Below are 20,868 nucleotides of genomic sequence, written 5' to 3' on the forward strand. Positions count from 1 at the left end.
CGGTATGCATCGCATCACGTTGCTCGGCAAACCCGGCTGTCACTTGTGTGACGACGCGCGCGAGGTCATCGCCAGGGTCGCGGGCGAGCTCGGCGTGCCGTGGGAGGAGATCAGCATCGAGTCCTCCGACGAGTTGCGTGACAAGTACTGGGAGATGATCCCCGTCACGCTGATCGACGGGGTGCAGCACGACTACTGGCGAGTGGACGAGGTCAGGCTGAGGGCCGCACTCAGTACGTGACGGTGGGCAGCGGCACCACCTTCGCGGCGTTGACGTTGAGCTCGATGACGTTGGTGGCCAGCACCATCGCCTGACGCTCGTTGACGAACCGCTCCACGTGCGGCTGGCGCTGGTGGTCGCGGTAGGCGACCTCGTCGCGGTAGAGCTCGTAGACGATGCGCTGCAGCGGCGCCGACTTGACCGCGTGGCAGGCGTAGACGAGCGTGTCGGGCTCGCCGCGGCGCACGGCCTCGACGGTGGCCTCGGCCAGCCGGTCGAACGCGTCGCCCGCGCCGTCGACGATCGTGAAGACGGTGAGCAGGCCGTAGATGGTCGGCGAGGGCCGGCCGGAGCCCGGCTGCTGCTGGGCGGGTGAGAACAGGTCGGCGCCGGGGAAGACCGCGCCCGTCGCGGGGGCGGGCGGCGTCATCGGCGGGCTCATCGGGGGGGCGCCGTTCATGATGTAGCCGGTCGAGGGGCCGTCGTCGAGCTGCCCCGACATGCGGGCCGCGTAGTCGACCTCCCGCTGGCGGAAGCCCTCGTCGCCCGCCCGGTACTCGGCCACGAGGTCGCCGAGGCCCGACGCGCGGCGCGGCGCGGGCGGCAGGTCGGCGGTGGGCACCGGCTCGCCTCTGCGGCCGCCCTGCTGCGGCAGCTCGTCGCGGAACATCGGGCGCTCGGCCGGCGCCATCTGACGCGCGTCCGGCCCCATGCGGCCCCCGCCAGGACCCATGGGGCCCCCGCCCGGCGTCATCTGGCGCTCGTCCAGCGCCGCCGGACGCTCCTCGCGGCGCTGAGAGCGCTCCTCCCGGCGCGAGGGGCGCTCGTCGCGGTCGTGGTCGAAATCGTCCTCGTCGTCGTCCTCGTACGGCGCCAGCGGCCGCAGCACGGTGTACCAGACCGCGGCGGCGGCCACGGCCAGCAGCGCCGTGGTGAACAGCGGCGGCACGGAGAACCTCATCGCGCCCACGAGCGCCAGCCCCGACGGGACGATGACCACGGTCGCGTGCAGGTTGTCGGTGTCGTACTCGTCGCCGTTGCGCCACTTGATCCCGGCCACCACCAGCATCGCCAGCATGACGATCAGCGCGACCACGTGCGCGCCGGTCAGCAGGTAGCCGGGGAAGACGTTCCAGTGCGCCGAGGCCGAGGGCAGGGACTTGCCCATGTCGTTCGACTTCAGCGGGTCCCACACCATGATGACGACGGAGACGAACGTCAGCGCGATGCCGAGCAGCCACGCCAGGAACCTGGGCGGCACCTTCTCCGACAGGAGCTGCACCAGGCCGATCGCCAGCCAGAGCGGCGCCACCAGCGCTCCCGTGACCTGGTAGATCCGGAACGTGACGCCGCCGAACCCGAGCAGGTAGCCGATGGCGATCACAGCCAGTGACAGGCACAGGCCGACGACTGCAACGGTCCAGGCGATCAACCACCCCTCGGGCTCGTCACGCAGTCGTTGAATCAGGGCGACGGTCGTGACGGCGGCCAGGAGCGCACCGGCGAGAGCTATGACAGCAACGAGGATCTCCATGGTGACTCCAATGCTGCCGGACGATGCCTCCCAGCCGGTAGCCGAAGAGGGAACGGGTCGGTCCACCACGGTATCCGCCGATTACGCCTAGTCATGCATGACTTCCGTGGATTGTGGATTTTCCGGTTGATTTCTAGAGTGTTCGAGCACGCCGCACCCCTTACCCCTAGGGATACCGGATGCCTGACTCGTCGCCGTTCGCCGGGCTGCTGGCGCCAGCGGTAGCTGGACCTGCCCGGACGGGCGAGTTCGCCGTGCGCGAAGACGCGCGCGACGCCGGGCACGAAGACGCCCAGGACGACCTCCGCACGCTCGTCATGCACGCCAAGAACGGCTGCACGCAGTCCTTTGGCACGCTCTACGACCGCTACGTGGACCTCGTCTACCGCTACATCTACTTCCGCGTCGGCTCGCACCCGCTGGCCGAGGACCTCACCAGCGAGACGTTCCTGCGGGCACTGCGCAGGATCAGCGACTTCACCTGGCAGGGCCGCGACTTCGGCGCCTGGCTGGTGACCATCGCCAGAAACCTGGTGACCGACCACTTCAAGTCGGGGCGCTACCGGCTGGAGATCCCGACGGGGGAGGTCATCGACGTTCCGCTCGACGGCTCGCACATCCCCGAGAACGCCGTGGTCACGGCCATCATCAACGACCGGGTCCTGCGTGCCGTGCGCGACCTCAATCCCGAACAACAGGAATGCGTCGTCCTGCGCTTCCTGCACGGCCTCTCGCTCGCGGAAACCGCGCTGATCATGGGGAAGAAGAGTGGAGCGATCAAAGCGCTGCAGTTCCGTGCCGTACGAGCGCTGGCCAGGGCTCTCAAGCACGACCTGGCGTAACCTCCACCATCCGCCCCTCGTTAAGCAGGTGTCATGGCCGTGTCGGTCAGGGAGCCGTCATGAGTAGGGCGCGCAGGCGGCGCGAACGCGTGCTGGAGCAGCTCACCGAGCTGCGGGAGCTGCCTCTCGGCGGCGCTCCGGGCACCGCGTTCAAGGAGCGGCTGCGCGCCGAGCTGCTGGCCGGCGCGCTGGAGGCCGAGGCGGAGCCCGCCCCCGCGCGCGGTCGCCGGCGGCGGGCGCGGCACCGGCCGCTGCTGTCCCAGCTCGCCGCCGTGGGGCTGGCTGCGGCGCTGATGATCTCCTCCTTCGCGACCTACCAGGCCGTGCCCGGCGACTCGCTGTACCCGCTCAAGCGCGCCGCGGAGACCACGCTCGTGCACCTCAGCTCCGACGAGGCAGAACGCGGCGAGCGCGAGCTGGACTCCGCCAAGACCCGGGCCAGGGAGGTCGCCAGCCTGCTCGGCTCCTCCGCCGACGGCCCGCTGGTCAACAAGACGCTCAAGGACATGGAGGAGTCCACTCGCGCGGGCATCGACAGGCTCGAACGGGCCGAGCCCCGCTCCCCGAAGATCAAGAAGTTCGCACGGGAGCAGGAGGAGGCCGTCACGCCCATGCTCCAGGAGCTCGACGACGACCAGCTCGCCCAGGCCGAGGGCTATCTCGACTACATCGAGGGGCTGGTCGCCCCTGAGTAGGAAAGTAAGCTGAAGCCCATGTGGCGGCTTATGCGACGACGACAGGACACACAGCCGGAGGTCGCCGGCGAGGTCGCGGCGCAGGCTGCGGTCACCGTCGCCCCCGTCGAGCCGGATCTTGACGCGGCGGCCTTCTTCGACGTCGACAACACGATGATGCGCGGCGCCTCGATCTACCACTTCGCCAGGGGGCTGGCCACGCGCGGGCTGTTCACCACCTCCGACCTGTTCAAGTTCGCGGTGGGGCAGGCGGTGTTCCGGCTGCGCGGCAACGAGAACCCCGAGCACATCGCGGTGGCCAGGGAGACGGCGCTGGCGTTCGTGGCCGGCGCCAAGGTCGACGACGTCGTGCGCCTCGGCGAGGAGATCTACGACGAGGTCATGGCCGACCGCATCTGGGGCGGCACCCGCGCGCTCGCCCAGCACCACCTCGACGCCGGCCAGCGGGTCTGGCTGGTCACCGCCACCCCGATCGAGCTGGCCAGGGTGATCGCGCAGCGGCTCGGCCTCACCGGCGCGCTCGGCACCGTCGCCGAGACCAGCAACGGCGTCTACACCGGGCGGCTGGTCGGCGACCTGCTCCACGGGCCCGCCAAGGCCGAGGCGGTGCGCGCGCTGGCCCGCAGGGAGGGCCTCGACCTCACCCGCTGCACCGCCTACAGCGACTCCGCCAACGACTTGCCCATGCTGTCGCTGGTCGGCACCGCCGTGGCGATCAACCCCGACAGCGAGCTGCGCGAGCACGCCAGGAAGCACGACTGGCAGATCAGGGACTTCCGCACCGGCCGCAAGGCCACGATGACGGCCCTGCCGATCGCGGCCGGCGTGGGGGCAGTGGCGGGCGGCGTGGCGGCGGGCATCGCCCTGCGCCGCCACTACCGCCGCTGACGTCTGCCGGGGCTGTACGGGGTCGGCGAACCTCCGCAGACGCCCCTACTTCAGCGAGGCGAAGAGCTTCCCGGCCTCCGGCTGCTTCCACCGGACGCGGTTGGGGTCACCCGGATAGGGCTCCCACGGCACCGCCACCACGGTCATCCTGACCTCCTGGAGCTGCCTGGCCAGCTCGTACACCTCCTCAGGGCTCAGATCCGTCCGCACACCCTGGCGCAGCTCGTCCAGGAAGGCGCCGAGCCGCCCCGGGTCGGCGGTCACCTGCTGCTGCGCCTTGCGCAGCATCGCCAGCACCACCTCCTGCTGCCGCTCGATCCGCGCGGAGTCGGAGCCGTCGCCGTAGCGGCGCATGCGCACGTAGCCCAGCGCCTGCTCCCCGTCGAGCAGGCTCTCGCCCGCGGGCAGCTTCAGCTTCGCGGCAGGGTCGTCCACAGGCTGTGGAAGCTTGACGGTCACGCCGCCGATGGCGTCCACCATCTTCTTGAACCCGGTGAAGTCCACGTCCACCGTGTGGTGCAGCCGCAGCCCCGTCAGCTTCTCCAGCGTCGCCCTGAGGCAGGACGCGCCGCCCTTGGCGTACGCCGAGTTGATCATGTCGGTCCTGGCGGGCTCCGAGCCGCAGCGCGGGATCCTGGCGATGGTGTCGCGCGAGACGCTGACCGCGGTGGCCCTGCCCCGGTCCGCGGGGACGTGCACGATCATGATGGTGTCGGACCGCTGGCCGACGTTCTGCCTGGCCGACTCGGGGCCGTACTGCTCGTTGCCCGCGCCCTCGCGCGTGTCGGAGCCGATCACCAGCACGTTCCTGGTGCCGCTCATGTCCACGGTGTCCGTCCCGGCGGGCGGGGCGGCGGTGTACTGGGCGGCGACGAACGCCATGGGCATCCCGACGGCGGCGGCCGTGGCGGCGGCCACCAGACCGGCCGTCCACCATGCCGACCACCTGCGCCGGGGGCGGGCGCCGCTCAGCAGGCGCTCCCGCTGCCTGACCAGGGTGGACGGCGGCTGGTGCTCCAGTCGCGCCCCGAGGTCGCGGAGCAGCTTCAGGTCGTCCATCGTCACTCCTCCTCCATCGGGTTGGCGTCGCCGAGCGCGGCACGTACCTTCCGCCTGCCCCTGTTGAGGCGGGAGCGCACGGTTCCCACGGGGATGCCGAGCGCCCGCGCGGCCTCCTCGTACGTCAGATCGCCCCAGGCGATCAGCAGCAGCACGTCGCGGTCCTTGGCGGGCAGCGCGGCCAGGGCGCCGGCCAGCTCGCCGCGCACGGCCTGGGCGGTCACCCCGGCCGCGACCCGGTCGGCGGGCGACTCCACCTCAGACTCCACAGGGGCGCGCAGCAGGGCCCGGTAGCGGGCCGCCTCGGTGCGGTGGTGGCGGGAGACGAGCTTGGTGAGAATGCCGAAGAGCCACGGCCTGGCGTCCGTGTACGCCAGGTCGTAGCTCTTCCTGCGGGAGAAGGCCACCAGGAACGTCTCGCCGACGAGGTCCTCGGCGGGCTCGGGGCCCAGGCGGCGGGAGACGTACCTGTAGAGCATGGCGGAGTAGCGGTCGAAGAGCTCGGCGAAGGCCTCGGGTTCCGTCCACGAGGCCCTGACGAGGTCGGCGTCCGCACCCCTGACGGCGGGTTGCGTGATCATCTCCGCCCTTCTGTGGGGGATCGGTCACCGATGTCTTGCCACATCCCGCCGAATGGGTTCAGACGCCCTTGAGCTGACCCCCGTCGATGACGAACTCGGCGCCGGTCGTGCTGCCCGAGCGGGGCGAGACGAGCAGGGCGATCGCGTCGGCGACCTCCTGCGGCTCGACGAGCCGGCCGGTGACCAGGCCCATCATGGCAGGCGCCACCTCGGCGACGACCTTGTCCCTGTCGGCGCCGACCATGCCGGCGAAGACGTCGGCCGCGCCGCCGTCCTTGGTCCACCAGTCGGTCAGCGTCGCGCCGGGCGTTACGGTGTTGACCCTGATGCCCTGCGGGCCGTACTCCTCGGACAGCGACTTGCCGAGGGCCAGCACGGCCGCCTTGGCGGCGCTGTAGTCGACGTTCACGGCGCCGGCCTGCCTGGCCATCGTCGAGGACACGTTGACGATCGAGCCGCCGCCCCGCTCCAGCATGACCGGCACGGCGGCGCGGACCATGCGGACGACCGCGAACACGTTGAACTCGAACATCGACGCCCAGTCCGCGTCGCCGGGCGCCATGAACCCGGCGCGGGGCAGCGTCACCCCGGGGGGCGGGCCGCCGGCGTTGTTCACCAGGATGTCCACCCCGCCGAACTCCTCGACCGCCCGCGCGACGACCTGAGCGGGCGCGCCGGGGTCCATGAGGTCCACCGCCACGTGCACCCCCTTGACGTCGGCGGGCGTGCGGGAGGCGGCGACCACGTGGGCGCCCTCGTCGGCCAGGGTGCGAGCGACGGCCAGGCCGATGCCCTTGGACGCGCCGGTGACGACGGCGACCCGGCCGGAAAGCTGCAGATCCATGAGTTTCCCTTCGGTGTTGTTCCGGGCGGAGAACACCGGCGGGCCCGGGGTGGTTGCACCCCGATCGTCACAGGAACGGCGGGAAGGCGTGCCCTCTGCGCAGCCGCAGCTCGTTGAGCAACTGCTGGATGACCTCGCGCACGTGGTCGGTGATGTTGAAGACCAGCATGGGGTCGTCGGCGGCGGACGGCTCGTACTCGTCGGTGCGGATCGGCTCACCGAACTCGATCATCCACTTGGACGGCAGCGGCACCAGCCCGAGCGGCCCCAGCAGCGGGAAGAACGGGGTGATCGGCAGGTAGGGCAGCCCCAGCATCCTGGCCACGAACTTCAGGTCGCCGATCTTGGGGTAGATCTCCTCGGCCCCGACGATCGCGGTGGGCACGATGGGCACCCCCGCGCGGATGGCCGAGGCCACGAAGCCGCCGCGGCCGAAGCGCTGCAGCTTGTAGCGCTCGGAGAACGGCTTGCCGACGCCCTTGAAGCCCTCGGGGAACACCCCGACCAGCTCGCCCTTGCGCAGCAGCCGGTCGGCGTCCTCGCGGCAGGCCAGCGTGTGGCCGGTCTTGCGGGCCAGGTGGCTGAGCAGCGGAAGCTGGTAGACCAGGTCGGCGCCGAGCAGCCGCAGCGGCCTGCCGGCCTCGTCGTGCAGCGCCACCTGCAGCATCAGCGCGTCGAGCGGCAGCGTGCCCGAGTGGTTGGCGACCATCAGCGCGCCGCTGTCGTCGGGGATGTTCTTCAGCGCGACCGTCTCGACCCTGAACCAGTGGTGGTAGAGCGGCCTGATGAGCTCCAGCACGACCTTGTCGGTCAGCTCGGCGTCGTAGCCGAACTCGTCTACCTCGTAGTCGCCGGCGATCCGCCTGCGCAGGAAGGACAGCAGCCTGGCGAGGTGGTCGGCCAGCTCGTCGGCCGAAGGGGGTTGTTCGAAGGACGGGGCCGCGCTGATCGGGATCACGCGGGCCTCTTCCTCGTGGGGGACGCTCACGCGCGCACACCTCCGAGCGGCCGCAGGCCGCGAGAGCGCAGGAAGTCGTCGAAGGCCGCCCCGGTGGTGAACTTGGGCTTCCAGCCCAGCTCTGCCTCCAGCATCGCGATGTCGACCGCGCGCCCGTGGCACATCAGGCGGACCTGCTCAGGGGAGTACTCCACGAGCCCGATCCGGCGCACGGCGCCGCCCAGCACCTTGAACGCGGGCGAGAAGAGCGGCAGCGTCGGCCGCCCGGCCCTCCTGGCGCACTGCGACAGGAGCAGCACTCCTGACCCGGCCACGTTGTACGTGCCGGGGTGGTTCTCCGTCGCCATCCGGCGCAGCACCTCGACCGCGTCGTCCTCGTGGACGAACTGCAGCCGCGGGTCGAAGCCGAACACGGTCGGCAGCACCGGCTGGGTGAAGTATCGGGTCAGCGGCGAGTCGACGCCTGGGCCCATGAAGTTGGCGAAGCGCAGCAGCGAGACGACCACGTCGGGGCGGCGCCGGGCGAAGCCCCGCACGTAGCCCTCGACCTCGGCCGCGTCCTTGGCGTAGCCGTGGATGGGGCCGTCGTGCGGCTCCAGGCCTTCGGTGAACACCGCGGGGTCGCGGGGCGACGAGCCGTAGACGGCGGTGGTGGAGCGCACCACCACGCGCCGCACGGTCGCCGACCGCTGGCAGGCACCGAGCAGTTGCATGGTGCCGATGACGTTGTGCTCCTTCATGGCGGCCCTGCCACCGCTCCTCGTCGGAGCGCTGACCAGGCTCATGTGCACAACGGTGTCGATGTCCGCGGCCGCGATCACCTGAGCGATGTCGGGGCTGCGCAGATCGACCCGGACGAACTCCGTCCGGCCGAGAGAGATGCCGCCGTCTCGCGTCAGCGAGGGGGGCGGCACGGTGTCCACTCCTATGACACGGCTGATGTCCGGGTCTGCCGCCAGGGCACTCGCCACCCGGGCGCCTATGTGGCGCGAGACCCCGGTGACAAGCACGGTGTGGGTCATCAGCGCCTCGCAGCTGCGTCGATTACTTCTTGTTGCGCCGCTGGATGCGCGTCTTCTTGAGCAGCTTGCGGTGCTTCTTCTTAGCCATCCGCTTGCGGCGCTTCTTGATCACAGAGCCCACGGGACCCCCAGGTACTGATAGCAAGTATGAACGGAGTGCGAGCGCACACCGGCTCACAGACTACCGGCGATCCACTGTGGATCGCCCCTCGGGGGGTGAGAGCCCGGTCGCACCTGCGGCGACCGGGCCTCTCCCGCGAGAGCACTCACGACACGCCTGGGCGTGTCGCTACGTCAACCTGCCTCGATGTAGGCCTCCCGCAGATAGTCGTGTACCGCCTGCTCAGGCACCCTGAACGATCGGCCGACTCTGATGGCCGGCAGCTCACCCGAGTGGACGAGCCGGTACACCGTCATCTTGGACACCCTCATGACCGTCGCCACTTCTGCGACGGTCAGGAACTTCACCTCGCTGAGAGGTCTTTCGCCTGCACCCATCGGACGCCTCTTCCGCACGTGTTTCCGGGTTATCCCCACTGGTGCCATTGCTCACGCACGTGTACTGCCGTCAGCGTAAGTCGGGACTCCGAGTGCGCAAACCCCCTAGTTTCTCAATCGACGGAGCCACCTGTCAGCCGAACCAGCGAAATCGCTGGTTAGCAGCCTGGCCGAGCACCGCACCTGGACGTTGGAACTGTCCAAGTTGCCACACATAAGAGTCGCCGGAGCCCCATCAAAAGTTGGCAAAGGGACAGCGAGCCTCTTGGAATGCAGGCGCGAAAAGACGGTATGCGGATGACCGAATTAGACTCAAAGGGCTTGTGAGACTCCTGTGACCAATCTGTCGGTCAACGGAGCGTAGTAGCGGGGTAGCACGTTGTCGTCGAGTGGCACGACCACGTCAAGCTTGCCTTCCGCCTCTCCGACGAACAGCCCGGGGTCGTTGCAGTCGGCGAACGCCACCGTAGGCACACCCGCCTCACCCGCCGCTCCCGCCCAGCCGTGGTCGGCGATCACGAGGTCGGGAAGCTCGTCGTGCAACTCGTGCAGCATGTGCCGCATCGGCGCGGCGTCGTGCGTGTGGACCAGCGCGCCCCTGTCGTCGAGCATGGCGACGTCCTGGAGATAACGGATCCTTCTGGCCCGGCCGAAACCCGACCCCGCGTACGTCCATCCCTCGGCCGGCGACAGCAGCCGCGCGCCCCGCGCCGCGCAGAAGGCGGCCAGCGGCAGGTGGATGGCCAGGATGCCGGTGGGGTGCCCGGTGGCGAACAGAACGCGCGGCTGGGGCCGCGACAGCACCGCGGCGATGCGCTCGGCCATCGCGTCGATCGCGTCGATCGTCAGGTCGGGGTCGATGGTGTCCTGGCCCCAGCGGTGGCCGGGATCGGCGACCACGCCCGCGGACTTGGCCATCAGCGCCAGGATGTCGCGGTACGGCCACGGCTGGTCGAAGGTCAGGCCCAGCGCGTAGTACGGATCACCGTTGGCCAGCGAGCTGTAGTGGTCCAGGTTGTTCTCGCGGGGGGTCGCGACATCGCCGGCGATGCGGCTGTAGACAAGATGATCTCGGAGTTCGTCGCGGCTCAGCACTGGTTCTTCCTCGTCAGGCTTCAGGAGCGAGGCCGTGCGGCCTCAGTCAGGGCATCGGATCGAGGCCGTGCAGGGGGAACACCGCGTTTCGGGTCGCCATGACCGCACGGTCAATGGGGTCCGCTGGATCATAACCACCGGACAGGTCGCGAAATTCCGAGTTTCGGCCGTCCGTCATGGTCAGCGGGGGCGTCTCGCCCGTCCGCTCGCGGACGAACTGCCGCCAGTTCTGCCCCGTCGGCGTGGCCGGATCGACCGGGTGCCCCGACACCTCGGCGATGAGGTGCGTCCACGCCCGCGGCACCACCTGCACCAGCTCGTAACCGCCGCCGCCGGTGGCGATCCACCGGCCGCCCGCCGTCTCGTGGGCCAGCCGGTGCAGCGCCGCGTACGCGGCCCGCTGGCCGTCCACGCTGAGCATGAGGTTGGCCAGCGGGTCGAGCGCGTGGCTGTCGCAGCCGTGCTGCGTCACCAGGATCTCCGGCCCGAACTCGTGCAGCAGCGGCGGCACCACCGCGTGGAAGGCCCGCAGCCAGCCTGAGTCGCCCGTGCCGGCCGGGAGCGCCACGTTGACGGCCGTGCCGTCGGCCCCGGTCTCCTCGGGGAAGCCGGTGCCGGGGAACAGCGTGCGCGGGCTCTCGTGCAGGCTGATCGTCAGCACCCTGGGGTCGTCGTAGAAGACCGTCTGGACGCCGTCGCCGTGGTGCACGTCCACGTCCACGTACGCGACGCGGCTCACACCCTGCTCCAGCAGCCACGCGATGGCCAGCGCCGGGTCGTTGTAGACGCAGAACCCGCTGGCCGCGGCGGGCATCGCGTGGTGCAGCCCGCCCGCGACGTTGATCGCGTGCTCGGCCGCGCCCTCCCACACCGCGCGGGCGGCGGCCAGCGAGGCCCCGGCGATCAGCGCGGACGCCTCGTGCACGCCCGCGAACGCCGGATTGTCGGTGGTGCCGAGCCCGGCCGACAGGTCGGGCCTGCCGCTGGCCGAGACCCGCTTGACGGCCTCGATGTAGCCGCGGTCGTGCACCAGGGCCAGCTCGTCGTCGCCCGCCGGGTCGCAGCCGCTCATCTCGACCTTGTCGAGCACGCCGAGGTCGCGGGCCAGCGCCATGGTGAGCTCCACCCGCACGGGGTGCAGGGGATGGCTCGGGCCGAAGTTGTAGGAGGTGAGAGCGTCGTCCCAGATCACCCGTGCCGACCGGCTCATGCCAACCCCTCCGTGCGTCCCTCGCCTTGCGCCGACGTTACCGCAGGGCAGACGCCTCCTTGTAGCCCAGGCTCAGCGCCGCAAACACCGACATTTCCTGAACTAGGGTTTGAGCGTGCGCGTGGCACGGACCTTCATGAAGATCGTTCGTTTCTTTCAGCGTCCCAAGGTCTCCGACCGGACGCTGGTGATCGTGCTCATCATCCCGTCGATCGTGGGCGTCATCGGCGTGATGACCCTGGGCGACGCGCGGCTCGCCCTCGGCAACGTGCACTACGTGCTGACCGTCTTACCCCTGCTCATGCGCCGCCGCCGGCCGATCGCCACGATGGCCCTGGTGGCGGCCGTGGACGCGGTGTGCATCCTGACCGGCCTCGTGGACGGTGTCAACGTCGCCACGACCGTCGCCCTCTACAGCCTCAGCCGCTACACGCCCGGCCGCGCCACCGCCGTCGCCTCGGCGGCGGCCTGGCTCTTCTACGCCCTCCTGCTGGAGCTCGGCGCCGCCATGCAGGCGGGCTGGCTGGCCGCCCTGTTCATGGTCGTCCTGCCCGTCGGCCTCGGCCAGGTCGTCAGGCTCAGGGCCGAACTGGCCGAGCGCGGCAGGCGCGAGGCCGCCGACGCCGCCGTGCGCGACGAGCGGCGGCGCATCGCCAGGGAGCTGCACGACGTGGTCGCGCACCACATCACCGTCATCAACGCGCTGGTCGGCGGCGCCCGCGCCACGCTGCCGCCGGAGCAGCAGGTCACCAGGGACGCCCTGGAGAGCGCCGAGCAGACCGCCCGCCAGGCCATGTCGGAGATGCGCCGCCTCCTGGACGTGCTCAGAGCCGACGGCAACGACGGCCCCGACGCCTCCACCGGCGTGGGCGCCGACCGCCTGCCCGCGCTGATCAAGGAGGCCAGGTCAGCGGGCCTGCCCGCCCACCTGACCGTGACGGGGGAGGCCGTCGAGCTGCCCGCCGCCGTGGACCACGCCGTCTACCGGATCGTCCAGGAGGCCCTCACCAACACCCGCAAGCACGCCGTCGGCGCCAGGGCCAGCGTCCGCCTGGCCTACGCGGGCTCCGCCGTCGAGGTGGAGGTGCTCGACGACGGCGTGCCCAAGGACGGCGGCACGCCGGGCTTCGGCCTCGGCGGCATGGCCGAGCGGGTGGCGCTGTGCGGCGGCCAGCTCTCCACCGGCCCCCGCGCCGAGGGAGGATTTCGCGTGCACGCCCGGCTACCACTGGAGAAGGCATGATCGCAGTCCTGCTGGCCGACGACCACGCGCTCGTGCGCACGGGCTTCAAGCTGATGCTCGACGCGCAGCCCGACCTCGCCGTCGTCGGCGAGGCCGCGGACGGCGAGCAGGCGGTCGAGCTGAGCAGGCGGCTGCGCCCCGACGTGGTGCTGATGGACCTGCACATGCCCGGCATGGACGGGGTCCGCGCGACCGAGCTGATCACCACGGAGCTGCCCGGCGTGCGGGTGCTCGCGCTGAGCACGTTCGACCTGGACGAGAACGTGGTGGCGGCGCTGCGGGCGGGCGCCGACGGGTTCCTGCCCAAGGACGTCTCCCCCGAGGAGCTGATCGAGGGCGTCCGCGTCGTGCACCGCGGCGAGTCTGCCGTCGCCCCGCGCCTGCTCACCCGGCTCATCGGCACGTTCGTCCGCACCACGCCGCCGCGTACGGCGCCCGCCGAGCTGTCCGGGCTGACGGAGCGCGAGCGGGAGATCCTCGTGCTGATCGCCCGCGGCCGGTCCAACGCGGAGATCGCCGCCGGCCTGGCCGTCTCCCCCTCCACCGTGAAGAACCACGTGACGAGCCTGTTCGCCAAGCTCGGTGTCCGGGACCGCGCGCAGGCCGTGATCATCGCGTACGAGGCGGCGCTGATCCACCCAGGAGAGTAGGACCACGGTCCTACCCCGCCGCCCGGCGAACGGTTCCCTGGCAGGAAGAGAACCGGCGCGCGCGGCGGCACGCTGGGATCATGACCGCGATTCGAGCAACGAACCTGAGCAAGCGCTACGGCGGCACCACGGCCGTCGCCGACCTGTCGTTCGACGTCGAGCCCGGTCAGGTGACCGGCTTCCTCGGCCCCAACGGCGCGGGCAAGTCGACCACCATGCGCATGATCCTCGGCCTCGACCGCCCCTCCGGCGGGTCCGTGCTGGTGGACGGGCACCCGTACGCGGAGCTGCGGCACCCCCTGCGCAAGGTGGGCGCGCTGCTGGACGCCAAGGCCGTGCACGGCGGGCGCAGCGCGCGCAACCACCTGCTCGCCATCGCGCAGAGCAACGGCATCCCGGCCTCCCGCGTCGAGGAGGTGCTGGAGGTCGTCGGGCTGCGCGAGGTGGCCAGGCGGCGGGTCGGCGGCTTCTCGCTGGGCATGTCGCAGCGCCTCGGCATCGCCGCCGCGCTGCTCGGCGACCCGGAGATCCTGCTGTTCGACGAGCCCGTCAACGGGCTCGACCCCGACGGCATCCTGTGGATCCGCACGTTCATGCGCGAGCTGGCGGCCGAGGGGCGGACGGTGTTCGTCTCCAGCCACCTGATGAGCGAGATGGCGCAGACCGCCGACCACCTGATCGTCATCGGCAAGGGACGGCTGATCGCCGACACGAGCGTGCGCGAGTTCATCGGCCGCAGCTCCCAGGGGTACGTGCGGGTCCGCTCACCCCGGCTGGCCGAGGTGGCCGAGCTGGTCAAGGTCGGCGAGCTGCACCCCGACCACCTGCGGGTGACCGCGATGAGCACGCTGGAGATCGGCAACCTGACGGCCAGGGCCGGCATCCCGCTGGAGGAGCTGACGTTCGTGCAGCCCTCGCTGGAGGCGGCCTACATGGAGCTGACCAAGGACAGTCTGGAGTTCTCGGCATGATCGACATCCTCAGGTCCGAATGGACCAAGATCCGCTCGGTGCGCTCCACGGTGTGGACGCTGGCGGCCACCGTCGTGCTGATGGTGGGCCTGTCCGCGCTGCTCAGCGCCTCCGTCAAGGGCACCGCCGACGGGCCCGTCCCGGCCGGGCAGGCGGTCGCCGCGAGCCTGCTCGGGGTCATGTTCGCGCAGCTCGCCATCGCCACGCTGGGCGTGCTGGTCATCTCCAGCGAGTACCGCACCGGCGGCATCCGCACCTCGCTGATGAGCGTGCCCCGCCGGATGAGGCTGCTGACCGGCAAGCTCGTCGTGTTCGGCGCGACGTCGCTGGTCGTCTCCGCGCTCGCCTCCGCCGCCGCGATCGGCGTCGGGCTCGCCTTCACCCAGCCACCGGACCTCGCGGCGGGCGAGGTCGTCAGGGCGCTGATCGGGTCCTCCCTGTACCTGACCGCCTGCGGGGTCTTCGGGCTGGGGCTCGGGACGCTCGTACGGCACACGCCCGGCGCGATCGTGGCGGCCATCGCGCTCATGCTGGTGCTGCCCCAGGTGGTCAACCAGCTTCCCGGGCAGTGGGGTCGGACGGTCGCCGAGCACTTCACCACCAACGCCGGCCAGTTGCTGGTCGCCGGGCAGAGCAGCGACTCGCTGTCGCCGTGGGGCGGGTTCGGCGTGTACGTGGCCTGGATCGCCGTCGCCACGATCGCCGGCGCGATCCTCATGCAGCGCCGCGACGCCTGACGGCAGGTCCTGCCCCCTATTCGGCGCGCAGGGCGATGACCGGGTCCAACCGGCCCGCCCTGCGCGCCGGCGCCACGCCGAAGAACACCCCGACCGCCGCCGACACCCCGAACGCCAGCGCGATCGACCACCACGTGATCGACGCCGGCACCTCCGTCAGCGCCGCGATCGTCAGCGAGCCGCCCACCCCCAGCACGATCCCGATCAGCCCGCCGATCGTCGTCAGCAGCACCGCCTCGATGAGGAACTGCGCCAGGATGTCGCGCTGCCTGGCCCCCAGCGCCTTGCGCAGCCCGATCTCCCTGGTCCGCTCGCGCACGCTGACCAGCATGATGTTCGACACGCCGACCCCGCCGACCAGCAACGAGATGCCCGCGATGGCCGCCAGCACGCCGGTGAGCATGCCCAGCACGCTGCCGACGGTCCCGAGCAGCGCGGTCTGCGTGACCGCCGAGAACTGCTCGCCCGGATACCGGTCCCGCAGCGCCGCCGTCACCCGGTCCGACAGCGGGTCGATCTCCTCCGGCCCTGACGCGCCCACCGCCAGGCCGTTGATCCGCTCGATCCCCAGCAGCCGCTGCGCGGTCGTCACCGGGATGTGGATCTCCTGGTCGCGCGAGAGCCCGAACGTCTGCCCCACCGTCGCGTACACGCCGACCACCCGGAACCGCGCCCCCGCCACCGTCACCTGCCGCCCGATCGGGTCCAGCTCGCCGAACAGCCGGTCGGCCACCTCCGAGCCGAGCACCGCCACCCTGCGCCGGGTGTCCACGTCGGTCTCGCTCAGCGGGCGGCCCTTGCCGACCGGCCGCTCGAAGATGTTGACCAGGTTCTGGTCGGTGCCGATCACGGTGACGAACGCCTCGGTCCTGCCCACCCGTACGGTCTCGCCCGACTGCAGCGACACCGTCACCTTCGACGGGTCGCCCACCACCCGCCGCACGTACGCCACGTCGGCCAGGCCCAGCTTGCTCTGCGTGGGGGCGGCGCCGAGGCTGATGCGGCCGGGGACGACCAGGATGATGTTGGTGCCCAGGCCGGAGATCTGCCGCTCGATCTCGTCCTTCGCGCCGGTGCCGATGGCGACCAGGATGACGACGGCCAGCACCCCGATGATCACGCCCAGCATGGTCAGCACGCTGCGCAGCCGGTTCACGCGCAGCGCCTCCAGCGCCATGGCCAGCGCCTCACCACCCCTCATGAGCCACCACCCCGCTCGTTCGGGCCGTCGTCCCGTTCGATCACACCGTCCCGTACGTGGATCTGCCGCCTGGCGTGGGCGGCCACCTCGGCCTCGTGCGTGACCAGCACCACCGCCATGCCGCCCGCCTCGTTCAGCCGGTCGAGTATGGCCATCACCTCGGCCCCGTTGCTGGTGTCGAGGTTCCCGGTGGGCTCGTCGGCCAGCAGCACCTTGGGCTCGCCGACCAGCGCCCTGGCGATGGCCACCCGCTGCTGCTCCCCGCCGGACATCTGCGACGGCCGGTGGTGCAGGCGGTGCCCGAGCCCCACGGACTCCAGCGCCGCGCGCGCCCTGGCCCGCCGCTCGGCCCTGCCCAGCCCCCGGTAGACCAGCGGCAGCGCCACGTTGTCCAGCGCGGTCGTCCTGGCCAGCAGGTGGAAGGACTGGAAGACGAACCCGATCGTCCGGTTACGCAGCTCGGCCAGCTCCCCGTCCGACAGCCGCGAGATGTCCACCCCGTTCACCTTCAGCACGCCGGAGGAGGGGCGGTCAAGGCAGCCGAGCAGGTGCATGAGCGTGGATTTGCCGGACCCCGACGGCCCGACGACGGCCGCGAACTCGCCCCGCCCGATCCGCAGCGACACCCCGCGCAACGCCTCGACGGCCACGCCGTCGAGCTGGTAGCGGCGGGTCAGCTCGACCGCCTCGATGGCCGCGGGGCCCGTCACGGCTGCGGGCCTGTCATGGCTGCGGGGCTCGTCATGGCAGCGACTGCCCTTCCCGTACGGAGTCCGCGCCCCGCACCACGATCCGCTCCCCCACGGACAGCCCGCTCAGCACCTCCACCACGGCGTCCCCCTGGGCGCCGAGCTTGACCACGCGCCGCTGGGCCACGCCGTTCCTGACGGCCCACACCACGCTCTCGCGCCCGCTGGAGACGACGGCGGAGGCGGGCGCGGCGATGGCGGACGGCGACTCGCGCACGGTCAGCCGCGCGACCGCGCTCATGCCGGGCTTGGGCGTCGGGGCCTGCGAGCCGTCGTCGAAGGTCCCGTCGCCGAGCTTGAGCCGTACGGGATAGCTGACGCCGCCGGTGGTGCCCTCCATGGGCGTGACGCCGATGCCGGTCACCTTGGCCTGGTACGTGGCGCCGGGCACCGCGTCCAGCTCGACCTCCGCCTCGACGCCCTCCTCCACGAGCAGCACGTCCGTCTCGTCCACGTCGGCGTCCAGAGTCAGCTCGGACACGTCGGTCACGGTGACGATCGCGTCTCCCGCCGAGACCGGCACCCCGGCCGCCACGGGCGTGCCCTGCCCGGACCCGCCCGAGGGCACGGAGGGGAGCTGCTGCCCGCCGCCGGGGAGCTGGCCGAGCAGGCTCTCGACGCCGCCGGGCACGCCGCCGCCGCCCGACACCCTGCCGAGCGTGACGACCCCGGCGAACGGCGCCTTGACGGTCAGCGAGGTCACCGTCCGCTCGGCCGTCTTGACCGCGGCCTTGGCCTGCGACGCCGAGGCGGCCTGCAGCGAGGCCATGGAGCTGGACAGTCCGCTGGTGACGCCGGTCACGAGGCCGCTGATCGAGCGGTTGAGCTGGGTGGTGATGGAGGCCAGCGCCCTGGTCTGGGCCCTGTACTGGGATCTGGCCAGGTCGATGGCGTTCAGCAGTTGCTTGCGGGTGCGTTTGTCCTCGACCTTGCGGGCCTCCGCGCGGGCCTTGGCGAAGTGCCGCGCGACCTTGCGGTCGAAGGCGCCGGTGTCGAGCGACGGCAGCCGCACGCTGGGGGCGCTGATGCGGGCGGGGGTGGCCATCTCGGACGCCTGGCGGGCCTGGCGGAGCTGATCCTCGGCCTGGGGCGAGCGGATCCTGGCGACGATCTGCCCCTTGCGGACGCGGTCGCCGTCGCGGACGTACAGCTTGGCGACGGTGCCCGTGGCGGGCGAGCGCAGTGTCGCGGAGGCCCGCGCGCCGATGGTGGCGGGCGCCTCGACGACCTCGGTGACCGGGCCCCGCCGGACGTCGGCGACCTGGACGGTCGGCGGCTCCTGGGAGGTGCAGCCGGTCAGAGCCAGAAGGACGAGCAACGGGGCGGCCCCGTAACGAATCGTCACCCGACCCATCGTGGAGCCACCCCGCTCACCCGCACAAGCGCCCGCTCGGGCCGTCCACCTCGGGGCGGGATCACGCGGAGGCGAGCAGGCACCCCCTGGGCGGGAGTCATCCGGGAGCGAGCGGACGGCCCAGGCGGAAGTCACCCGGAGGCGAGCGGGCGGCCCAGGCGGAAGTCACCCGGAGGCGAGCGGGCGGCCCAGGCGGAAGTCGCCCGGAGGCGAGCGGACGACGCGGGGCGGGAGTCAGCCGGAGGCGAGCTGACGGCCGCGGTCGCGGGCGGCCTCGATGGCGGCCAGGAAGGCGGCGCGCACGCTGTGCCGCTCCAGCTCCGCGATGGCCGCGATCGTCGTGCCGCCCGGCGAGGTGACGGCCTCGCGCAGGATGACGGGGTGCTCACCGGAGTCGCGCAGCATCACCGCCGCCCCCACGATCGACTGGGTGACCATGTCGAGCGCGGCGGCCCGCGGCATGCCGAGCAGGATCCCGGCGTCCACCATGGCCTCGACCAGGTAGAAGAAGTAGGCGGGCCCGCTGCCGGACAGCGCGGTGGCCGCGTCCTGCTGCGACTCGGGGATGCGCAGCACCTTGCCGACGGGCTTGAGCAGCCCCTCGGTGAGCTTCAGGTGCTCCTCGCCCGCGTACGCGCCCGCCGAGATCACGCTCATCGCCTCGTCGAAGCGGATGGGCGTGTTCGACATGACCCGCACCACCGGCACCTCCACCCCCAGCCGCTGCTCCACGAACGCCGTGGTGATGCCGGCCGCGGCGGAGATCACCAGCCGCTCGGCGGGCACGTAGGGGGCGATCTCGGCCAGCAGCGTCCCCATGTCCTGCGGTTTGACCGCCAGGATGAGCGTGTCGGCGGCCTTGGCGGCCTCGGCGTTGGAGACGGTGCGCACGCCGTACGTCTCGCGCAGCGCCTCGGCCCGCTCGGCCCTGCGGGTGGTCGCCATGATGTCGCCCGGTTTGAAACCGGCGCGCAGCAGCCCGGACAGCAGAGCCTCGCCCATCTTGCCGGTGCCCAGAATCGCGATCATTTCGGCCCCTCGGAGGAAGTCAACGCTGGCCTGGCAGCCTATCGGCTGGCCGGGAGGAGCCGCCGATCAGTGGCGCGACATCAGCGAGCGCAGGAAGAAGGCCAGGTTGCGGGGGCGTTCGGCGAGGCGGCGCATCAGGTAGGGGTACCAGTCGGAGCCGAAGGGCACGTAGACGCGCACGCGGGCGCCGAGCCCGGCCAGGCGGGCCTGCTCGTCGGGGCGCACGCCGTACAGCATCTGGTATTCGAAGCCGGTCAGGTCGCGGCCGTCGAGCACGGCGAGCGCGGAGGCGATGCGCAGCAGGCGCGGGTCGTGGGTGGCGACCATCGGGTAGCCGGTGCCGGCCATGAGGACCCGCAGGCAGCGGACGAACGAGCGGTCGATGTCGGCGGGCCTGCCGTAGGCGCCGGGCGCGGTGTAGGCGCCCTTGCACAGCCGCACGCGCGCCCCGCCGAGCTTGTCGCAGCGGTCGAGCGAGTCGGGCAGGTACGCCTGCACGACCACCCCCACCTCGGGGTGGTCCTTGCGCAGGGCGGCGTGCACGGCGTGCAGCCCGGGGATCGTGTCGTGCTCCTCGGCGTCGAGCGTGACCGTGACGCCCTTGCCCTCGGCGGCGGCGCAGATGGTGGCGGCGTGGGTGAGCGCGAGCCGCTGCGACTGCCGCAGCCCCAGCGCGGTGAGCTTGACCGACACGTCGGAGCCGGCGGGCAGCAGGTCGAGCAGCGAGACGTAGGTGGCGACGGCGGTCTCGGCCTGGGCCGGGTCGCTCACCTCCTCGCCGAGGTGATCGGCGCTGACCAGCAGCCCGTCACGGGTCAGCTCGCCGACCACGGCCCCGATGTCGTCGGCGACGTAGCGCCTGACCACGTCGGCGGTCAACGGCGAGGTGGTGACGAGCCGCTCGGCGCGCCGGCTCTTCGAAAGGGCGAGCATGGCCTGTCGGAGCACGCGCACCACACTAGTCACCTGAACCGCCGGGCGCTGTGATCCGTCGTATGGGTATGCGGACAATGACAGCGACTCTCCTGGCCGGATGTCTGGTGCTCGCCACGGGCTGCGGCACGAACGCCCCACCGGCCGAGCGGGCCTCCACCTCGGTCCCGCAGAAGCCCCCGGCGGCGAACCCGGTGGTCTCGGCCCCGGTCACCAACACTCCCGGCAGCGATCCGAAGCCGGTCAAGCCGACGGGCGACGCCATCAACGTCCACAAGATCCGCTGGACCAAGGCCAAGGGGGTCTCGAAGGGCAAGAAGGTTCAGCTCACCTGGTGGTCGGGGGTGGAGCCGTGCACGGTGCTGGACCGCGTCAAGGTCAAGGAGACCGCCAAGAAGGTCACGATCACCCTGTACGAGGGCGCCTCGCCCAAGGCGAAGAACGTGTCGTGCATCATGATCGCGGTCGAGAAGACGACGACCGTCAAGCTTAAGAAATCGCTGGGCAAGCGCAAGATCGTGGACGGCGCGAAGTCCTGATCTGTCCACAAACGGA

General features: G+C 71.4%; 24 protein-coding genes. 9 read left to right on the plus strand and 15 right to left on the minus strand.

Annotation, left to right across the window (positions count from 1 at the left end; translation table 11 throughout):
- Nucleotides 1-4: 4 nt before the first annotated feature.
- A complete protein-coding gene (locus ABD331_RS40680) occupies nucleotides 5-241 on the plus strand; it encodes a glutaredoxin family protein (RefSeq protein WP_344487543.1) in 237 nt (78 codons plus the stop codon).
- Here ABD331_RS40680 and ABD331_RS40685 read toward each other — a convergent pair.
- Complete coding sequence (locus ABD331_RS40685) at nucleotides 231-1,754, minus strand: putative quinol monooxygenase (protein WP_344487545.1); 1,524 nt, start codon at nucleotides 1,752-1,754, stop codon at nucleotides 231-233. The genes ABD331_RS40680 and ABD331_RS40685 overlap by 11 nt on opposite strands.
- 179 nt (nucleotides 1,755-1,933) lie before the next feature.
- Between ABD331_RS40685 and ABD331_RS40690 the strand changes: the two genes are divergently transcribed.
- Genes ABD331_RS40690 through ABD331_RS40700 form a run of 3 tightly spaced genes read left to right on the plus strand, consistent with a single transcriptional unit; the run spans nucleotide 1,934 to nucleotide 4,179 of the window.
- Nucleotides 1,934-2,596 (plus strand): sigma-70 family RNA polymerase sigma factor, encoded by a 663-nt coding sequence (locus ABD331_RS40690; protein WP_344487547.1) that lies wholly within the window; start codon nucleotides 1,934-1,936, stop codon nucleotides 2,594-2,596.
- A gap of 59 nt (nucleotides 2,597-2,655) precedes the next feature.
- Entirely contained in the window at nucleotides 2,656-3,291 is a 636-nt protein-coding gene (locus ABD331_RS40695; protein WP_344487549.1) for a DUF5667 domain-containing protein, read from the plus strand.
- A 30-nt stretch (nucleotides 3,292-3,321) separates the two neighbouring features.
- A complete protein-coding gene (locus ABD331_RS40700; RefSeq protein WP_344487551.1) occupies nucleotides 3,322-4,179 on the plus strand; it encodes an HAD family hydrolase in 858 nt (285 codons plus the stop codon).
- A 45-nt stretch (nucleotides 4,180-4,224) separates the two neighbouring features.
- Here the strand turns inward: ABD331_RS40700 and ABD331_RS40705 are convergent, their stop codons facing one another.
- From ABD331_RS40705 to ABD331_RS40745, 9 genes are all read right to left on the minus strand, one after another.
- On the minus strand, nucleotides 4,225-5,238 hold the full coding sequence (locus ABD331_RS40705; protein ID WP_344487553.1) for an LCP family protein: 1,014 nt from the start codon (nucleotides 5,236-5,238) through the stop codon (nucleotides 4,225-4,227).
- 2 nt (nucleotides 5,239-5,240) lie between these two features.
- Complete coding sequence (locus ABD331_RS40710) at nucleotides 5,241-5,819, minus strand: RNA polymerase sigma factor (protein WP_148441673.1); 579 nt, start codon at nucleotides 5,817-5,819, stop codon at nucleotides 5,241-5,243.
- A 58-nt stretch (nucleotides 5,820-5,877) separates the two neighbouring features.
- The gene (locus ABD331_RS40715; protein WP_344487555.1) at nucleotides 5,878-6,663 is read right to left on the minus strand and encodes an SDR family NAD(P)-dependent oxidoreductase; all 786 of its coding nucleotides are present in this window, start codon (nucleotides 6,661-6,663) and stop codon (nucleotides 5,878-5,880) included.
- A 67-nt stretch (nucleotides 6,664-6,730) separates the two neighbouring features.
- On the minus strand, nucleotides 6,731-7,651 hold the full coding sequence (locus ABD331_RS40720) for a lysophospholipid acyltransferase family protein (protein WP_344487557.1): 921 nt from the start codon (nucleotides 7,649-7,651) through the stop codon (nucleotides 6,731-6,733).
- Nucleotides 7,648-8,643, minus strand: a complete 996-nt coding sequence (locus tag ABD331_RS40725) for an NAD-dependent epimerase/dehydratase family protein (RefSeq protein WP_148441675.1) — start codon at nucleotides 8,641-8,643, stop codon at nucleotides 7,648-7,650. The genes ABD331_RS40720 and ABD331_RS40725 overlap by 4 nt, the downstream gene beginning before the upstream one ends.
- 22 nt (nucleotides 8,644-8,665) lie before the next feature.
- The gene (locus ABD331_RS40730) at nucleotides 8,666-8,764 is read right to left on the minus strand and encodes a 30S ribosomal protein bS22 (protein WP_018654693.1); all 99 of its coding nucleotides are present in this window, start codon (nucleotides 8,762-8,764) and stop codon (nucleotides 8,666-8,668) included.
- A gap of 173 nt (nucleotides 8,765-8,937) precedes the next feature.
- Nucleotides 8,938-9,141 (minus strand): helix-turn-helix domain-containing protein, encoded by a 204-nt coding sequence (locus ABD331_RS40735; protein WP_026214222.1) that lies wholly within the window; start codon nucleotides 9,139-9,141, stop codon nucleotides 8,938-8,940.
- A 312-nt stretch (nucleotides 9,142-9,453) separates the two neighbouring features.
- The gene (locus ABD331_RS40740) at nucleotides 9,454-10,236 is read right to left on the minus strand and encodes a phosphatase (protein ID WP_344487560.1); all 783 of its coding nucleotides are present in this window, start codon (nucleotides 10,234-10,236) and stop codon (nucleotides 9,454-9,456) included.
- A 46-nt stretch (nucleotides 10,237-10,282) separates the two neighbouring features.
- Complete coding sequence (locus ABD331_RS40745) at nucleotides 10,283-11,446, minus strand: acetoin utilization protein AcuC (protein WP_344487562.1); 1,164 nt, start codon at nucleotides 11,444-11,446, stop codon at nucleotides 10,283-10,285.
- 136 nt (nucleotides 11,447-11,582) lie between these two features.
- On the opposite strand from ABD331_RS40745, the gene ABD331_RS40750 reads away from it, so the two are divergent.
- From ABD331_RS40750 to ABD331_RS40765, 4 genes are all read left to right on the plus strand, one after another.
- Nucleotides 11,583-12,689 (plus strand): sensor histidine kinase, encoded by a 1,107-nt coding sequence (locus tag ABD331_RS40750; protein WP_344487564.1) that lies wholly within the window; start codon nucleotides 11,583-11,585, stop codon nucleotides 12,687-12,689.
- The gene (locus tag ABD331_RS40755; RefSeq protein ID WP_344487566.1) at nucleotides 12,686-13,339 is read left to right on the plus strand and encodes a response regulator; all 654 of its coding nucleotides are present in this window, start codon (nucleotides 12,686-12,688) and stop codon (nucleotides 13,337-13,339) included. The genes ABD331_RS40750 and ABD331_RS40755 overlap by 4 nt, the downstream gene beginning before the upstream one ends.
- Before the next feature lie 80 nt (nucleotides 13,340-13,419).
- A complete protein-coding gene (locus ABD331_RS40760) occupies nucleotides 13,420-14,310 on the plus strand; it encodes an ABC transporter ATP-binding protein (RefSeq protein WP_344487568.1) in 891 nt (296 codons plus the stop codon).
- Entirely contained in the window at nucleotides 14,307-15,047 is a 741-nt protein-coding gene (locus ABD331_RS40765) for an ABC transporter permease (protein WP_344487570.1), read from the plus strand. Before ABD331_RS40760 ends, ABD331_RS40765 begins: the two co-directional genes overlap by 4 nt.
- A 16-nt stretch (nucleotides 15,048-15,063) precedes the next feature.
- Here the strand turns inward: ABD331_RS40765 and ABD331_RS40770 are convergent, their stop codons facing one another.
- From ABD331_RS40770 to ABD331_RS40790, 5 genes are all read right to left on the minus strand, one after another.
- A complete protein-coding gene (locus ABD331_RS40770; protein ID WP_344487572.1) occupies nucleotides 15,064-16,248 on the minus strand; it encodes an ABC transporter permease in 1,185 nt (394 codons plus the stop codon).
- Nucleotides 16,245-16,958: an ABC transporter ATP-binding protein gene (locus ABD331_RS40775; protein ID WP_344487574.1), complete on the minus strand. Its 714-nt coding sequence runs from the start codon at nucleotides 16,956-16,958 to the stop codon at nucleotides 16,245-16,247. Before ABD331_RS40775 ends, ABD331_RS40770 begins: the two co-directional genes overlap by 4 nt.
- 31 nt (nucleotides 16,959-16,989) lie before the next feature.
- A complete protein-coding gene (locus ABD331_RS40780) occupies nucleotides 16,990-18,342 on the minus strand; it encodes an efflux RND transporter periplasmic adaptor subunit (protein WP_344487576.1) in 1,353 nt (450 codons plus the stop codon).
- A gap of 243 nt (nucleotides 18,343-18,585) precedes the next feature.
- Nucleotides 18,586-19,380: a pyrroline-5-carboxylate reductase gene (gene proC / locus ABD331_RS40785; protein WP_344487578.1), complete on the minus strand. Its 795-nt coding sequence runs from the start codon at nucleotides 19,378-19,380 to the stop codon at nucleotides 18,586-18,588.
- A 66-nt stretch (nucleotides 19,381-19,446) separates the two neighbouring features.
- A complete protein-coding gene (locus ABD331_RS40790; protein ID WP_344487580.1) occupies nucleotides 19,447-20,328 on the minus strand; it encodes a proline dehydrogenase family protein in 882 nt (293 codons plus the stop codon).
- A gap of 62 nt (nucleotides 20,329-20,390) precedes the next feature.
- On the opposite strand from ABD331_RS40790, the gene ABD331_RS40795 reads away from it, so the two are divergent.
- The gene (locus ABD331_RS40795; protein WP_344487582.1) at nucleotides 20,391-20,852 is read left to right on the plus strand and encodes a hypothetical protein; all 462 of its coding nucleotides are present in this window, start codon (nucleotides 20,391-20,393) and stop codon (nucleotides 20,850-20,852) included.
- Nucleotides 20,853-20,868 lie beyond the last annotated feature (16 nt).

Source organism: Nonomuraea monospora, assembly GCF_039531895.1.
In the GTDB taxonomy this organism is placed as follows: Bacteria; Actinomycetota; Actinomycetes; order Streptosporangiales; family Streptosporangiaceae; genus Nonomuraea; species Nonomuraea monospora.

Excerpts from the sequence above, each read along its gene's own strand:
- ABD331_RS40705 (WP_344487553.1), bottom strand. The coding sequence starts at position 5,238 with ATGGACGACCTGAAGCTGCTCCGCGACCTCGGGGCGCGACTGGAGCAC.
- ABD331_RS40760 (WP_344487568.1), top strand. The coding sequence starts at position 13,420 with ATGACCGCGATTCGAGCAACGAACCTGAGCAAGCGCTACGGCGGCACC.
- ABD331_RS40680 (WP_344487543.1), top strand. The coding sequence starts at position 5 with ATGCATCGCATCACGTTGCTCGGCAAACCCGGCTGTCACTTGTGTGAC.
- ABD331_RS40700 (WP_344487551.1), top strand. The coding sequence starts at position 3,322 with ATGCGACGACGACAGGACACACAGCCGGAGGTCGCCGGCGAGGTCGCG.
- ABD331_RS40735 (WP_026214222.1), bottom strand. The coding sequence starts at position 9,141 with ATGGGTGCAGGCGAAAGACCTCTCAGCGAGGTGAAGTTCCTGACCGTC.
- proC (WP_344487578.1), bottom strand. The coding sequence starts at position 19,380 with ATGATCGCGATTCTGGGCACCGGCAAGATGGGCGAGGCTCTGCTGTCC.
- ABD331_RS40795 (WP_344487582.1), top strand. The coding sequence starts at position 20,391 with ATGACAGCGACTCTCCTGGCCGGATGTCTGGTGCTCGCCACGGGCTGC.
- ABD331_RS40690 (WP_344487547.1), top strand. The coding sequence starts at position 1,934 with ATGCCTGACTCGTCGCCGTTCGCCGGGCTGCTGGCGCCAGCGGTAGCT.
- ABD331_RS40725 (WP_148441675.1), bottom strand. The coding sequence starts at position 8,643 with ATGACCCACACCGTGCTTGTCACCGGGGTCTCGCGCCACATAGGCGCC.
- ABD331_RS40715 (WP_344487555.1), bottom strand. The coding sequence starts at position 6,663 with ATGGATCTGCAGCTTTCCGGCCGGGTCGCCGTCGTCACCGGCGCGTCC.
- ABD331_RS40685 (WP_344487545.1), bottom strand. The coding sequence starts at position 1,754 with ATGGAGATCCTCGTTGCTGTCATAGCTCTCGCCGGTGCGCTCCTGGCC.
- ABD331_RS40765 (WP_344487570.1), top strand. The coding sequence starts at position 14,307 with ATGATCGACATCCTCAGGTCCGAATGGACCAAGATCCGCTCGGTGCGC.
- ABD331_RS40755 (WP_344487566.1), top strand. The coding sequence starts at position 12,686 with ATGATCGCAGTCCTGCTGGCCGACGACCACGCGCTCGTGCGCACGGGC.
- ABD331_RS40770 (WP_344487572.1), bottom strand. The coding sequence starts at position 16,248 with ATGAGGGGTGGTGAGGCGCTGGCCATGGCGCTGGAGGCGCTGCGCGTG.
- ABD331_RS40710 (WP_148441673.1), bottom strand. The coding sequence starts at position 5,819 with ATGATCACGCAACCCGCCGTCAGGGGTGCGGACGCCGACCTCGTCAGG.
- ABD331_RS40745 (WP_344487562.1), bottom strand. The coding sequence starts at position 11,446 with ATGAGCCGGTCGGCACGGGTGATCTGGGACGACGCTCTCACCTCCTAC.
- ABD331_RS40750 (WP_344487564.1), top strand. The coding sequence starts at position 11,583 with ATGAAGATCGTTCGTTTCTTTCAGCGTCCCAAGGTCTCCGACCGGACG.
- ABD331_RS40695 (WP_344487549.1), top strand. The coding sequence starts at position 2,656 with ATGAGTAGGGCGCGCAGGCGGCGCGAACGCGTGCTGGAGCAGCTCACC.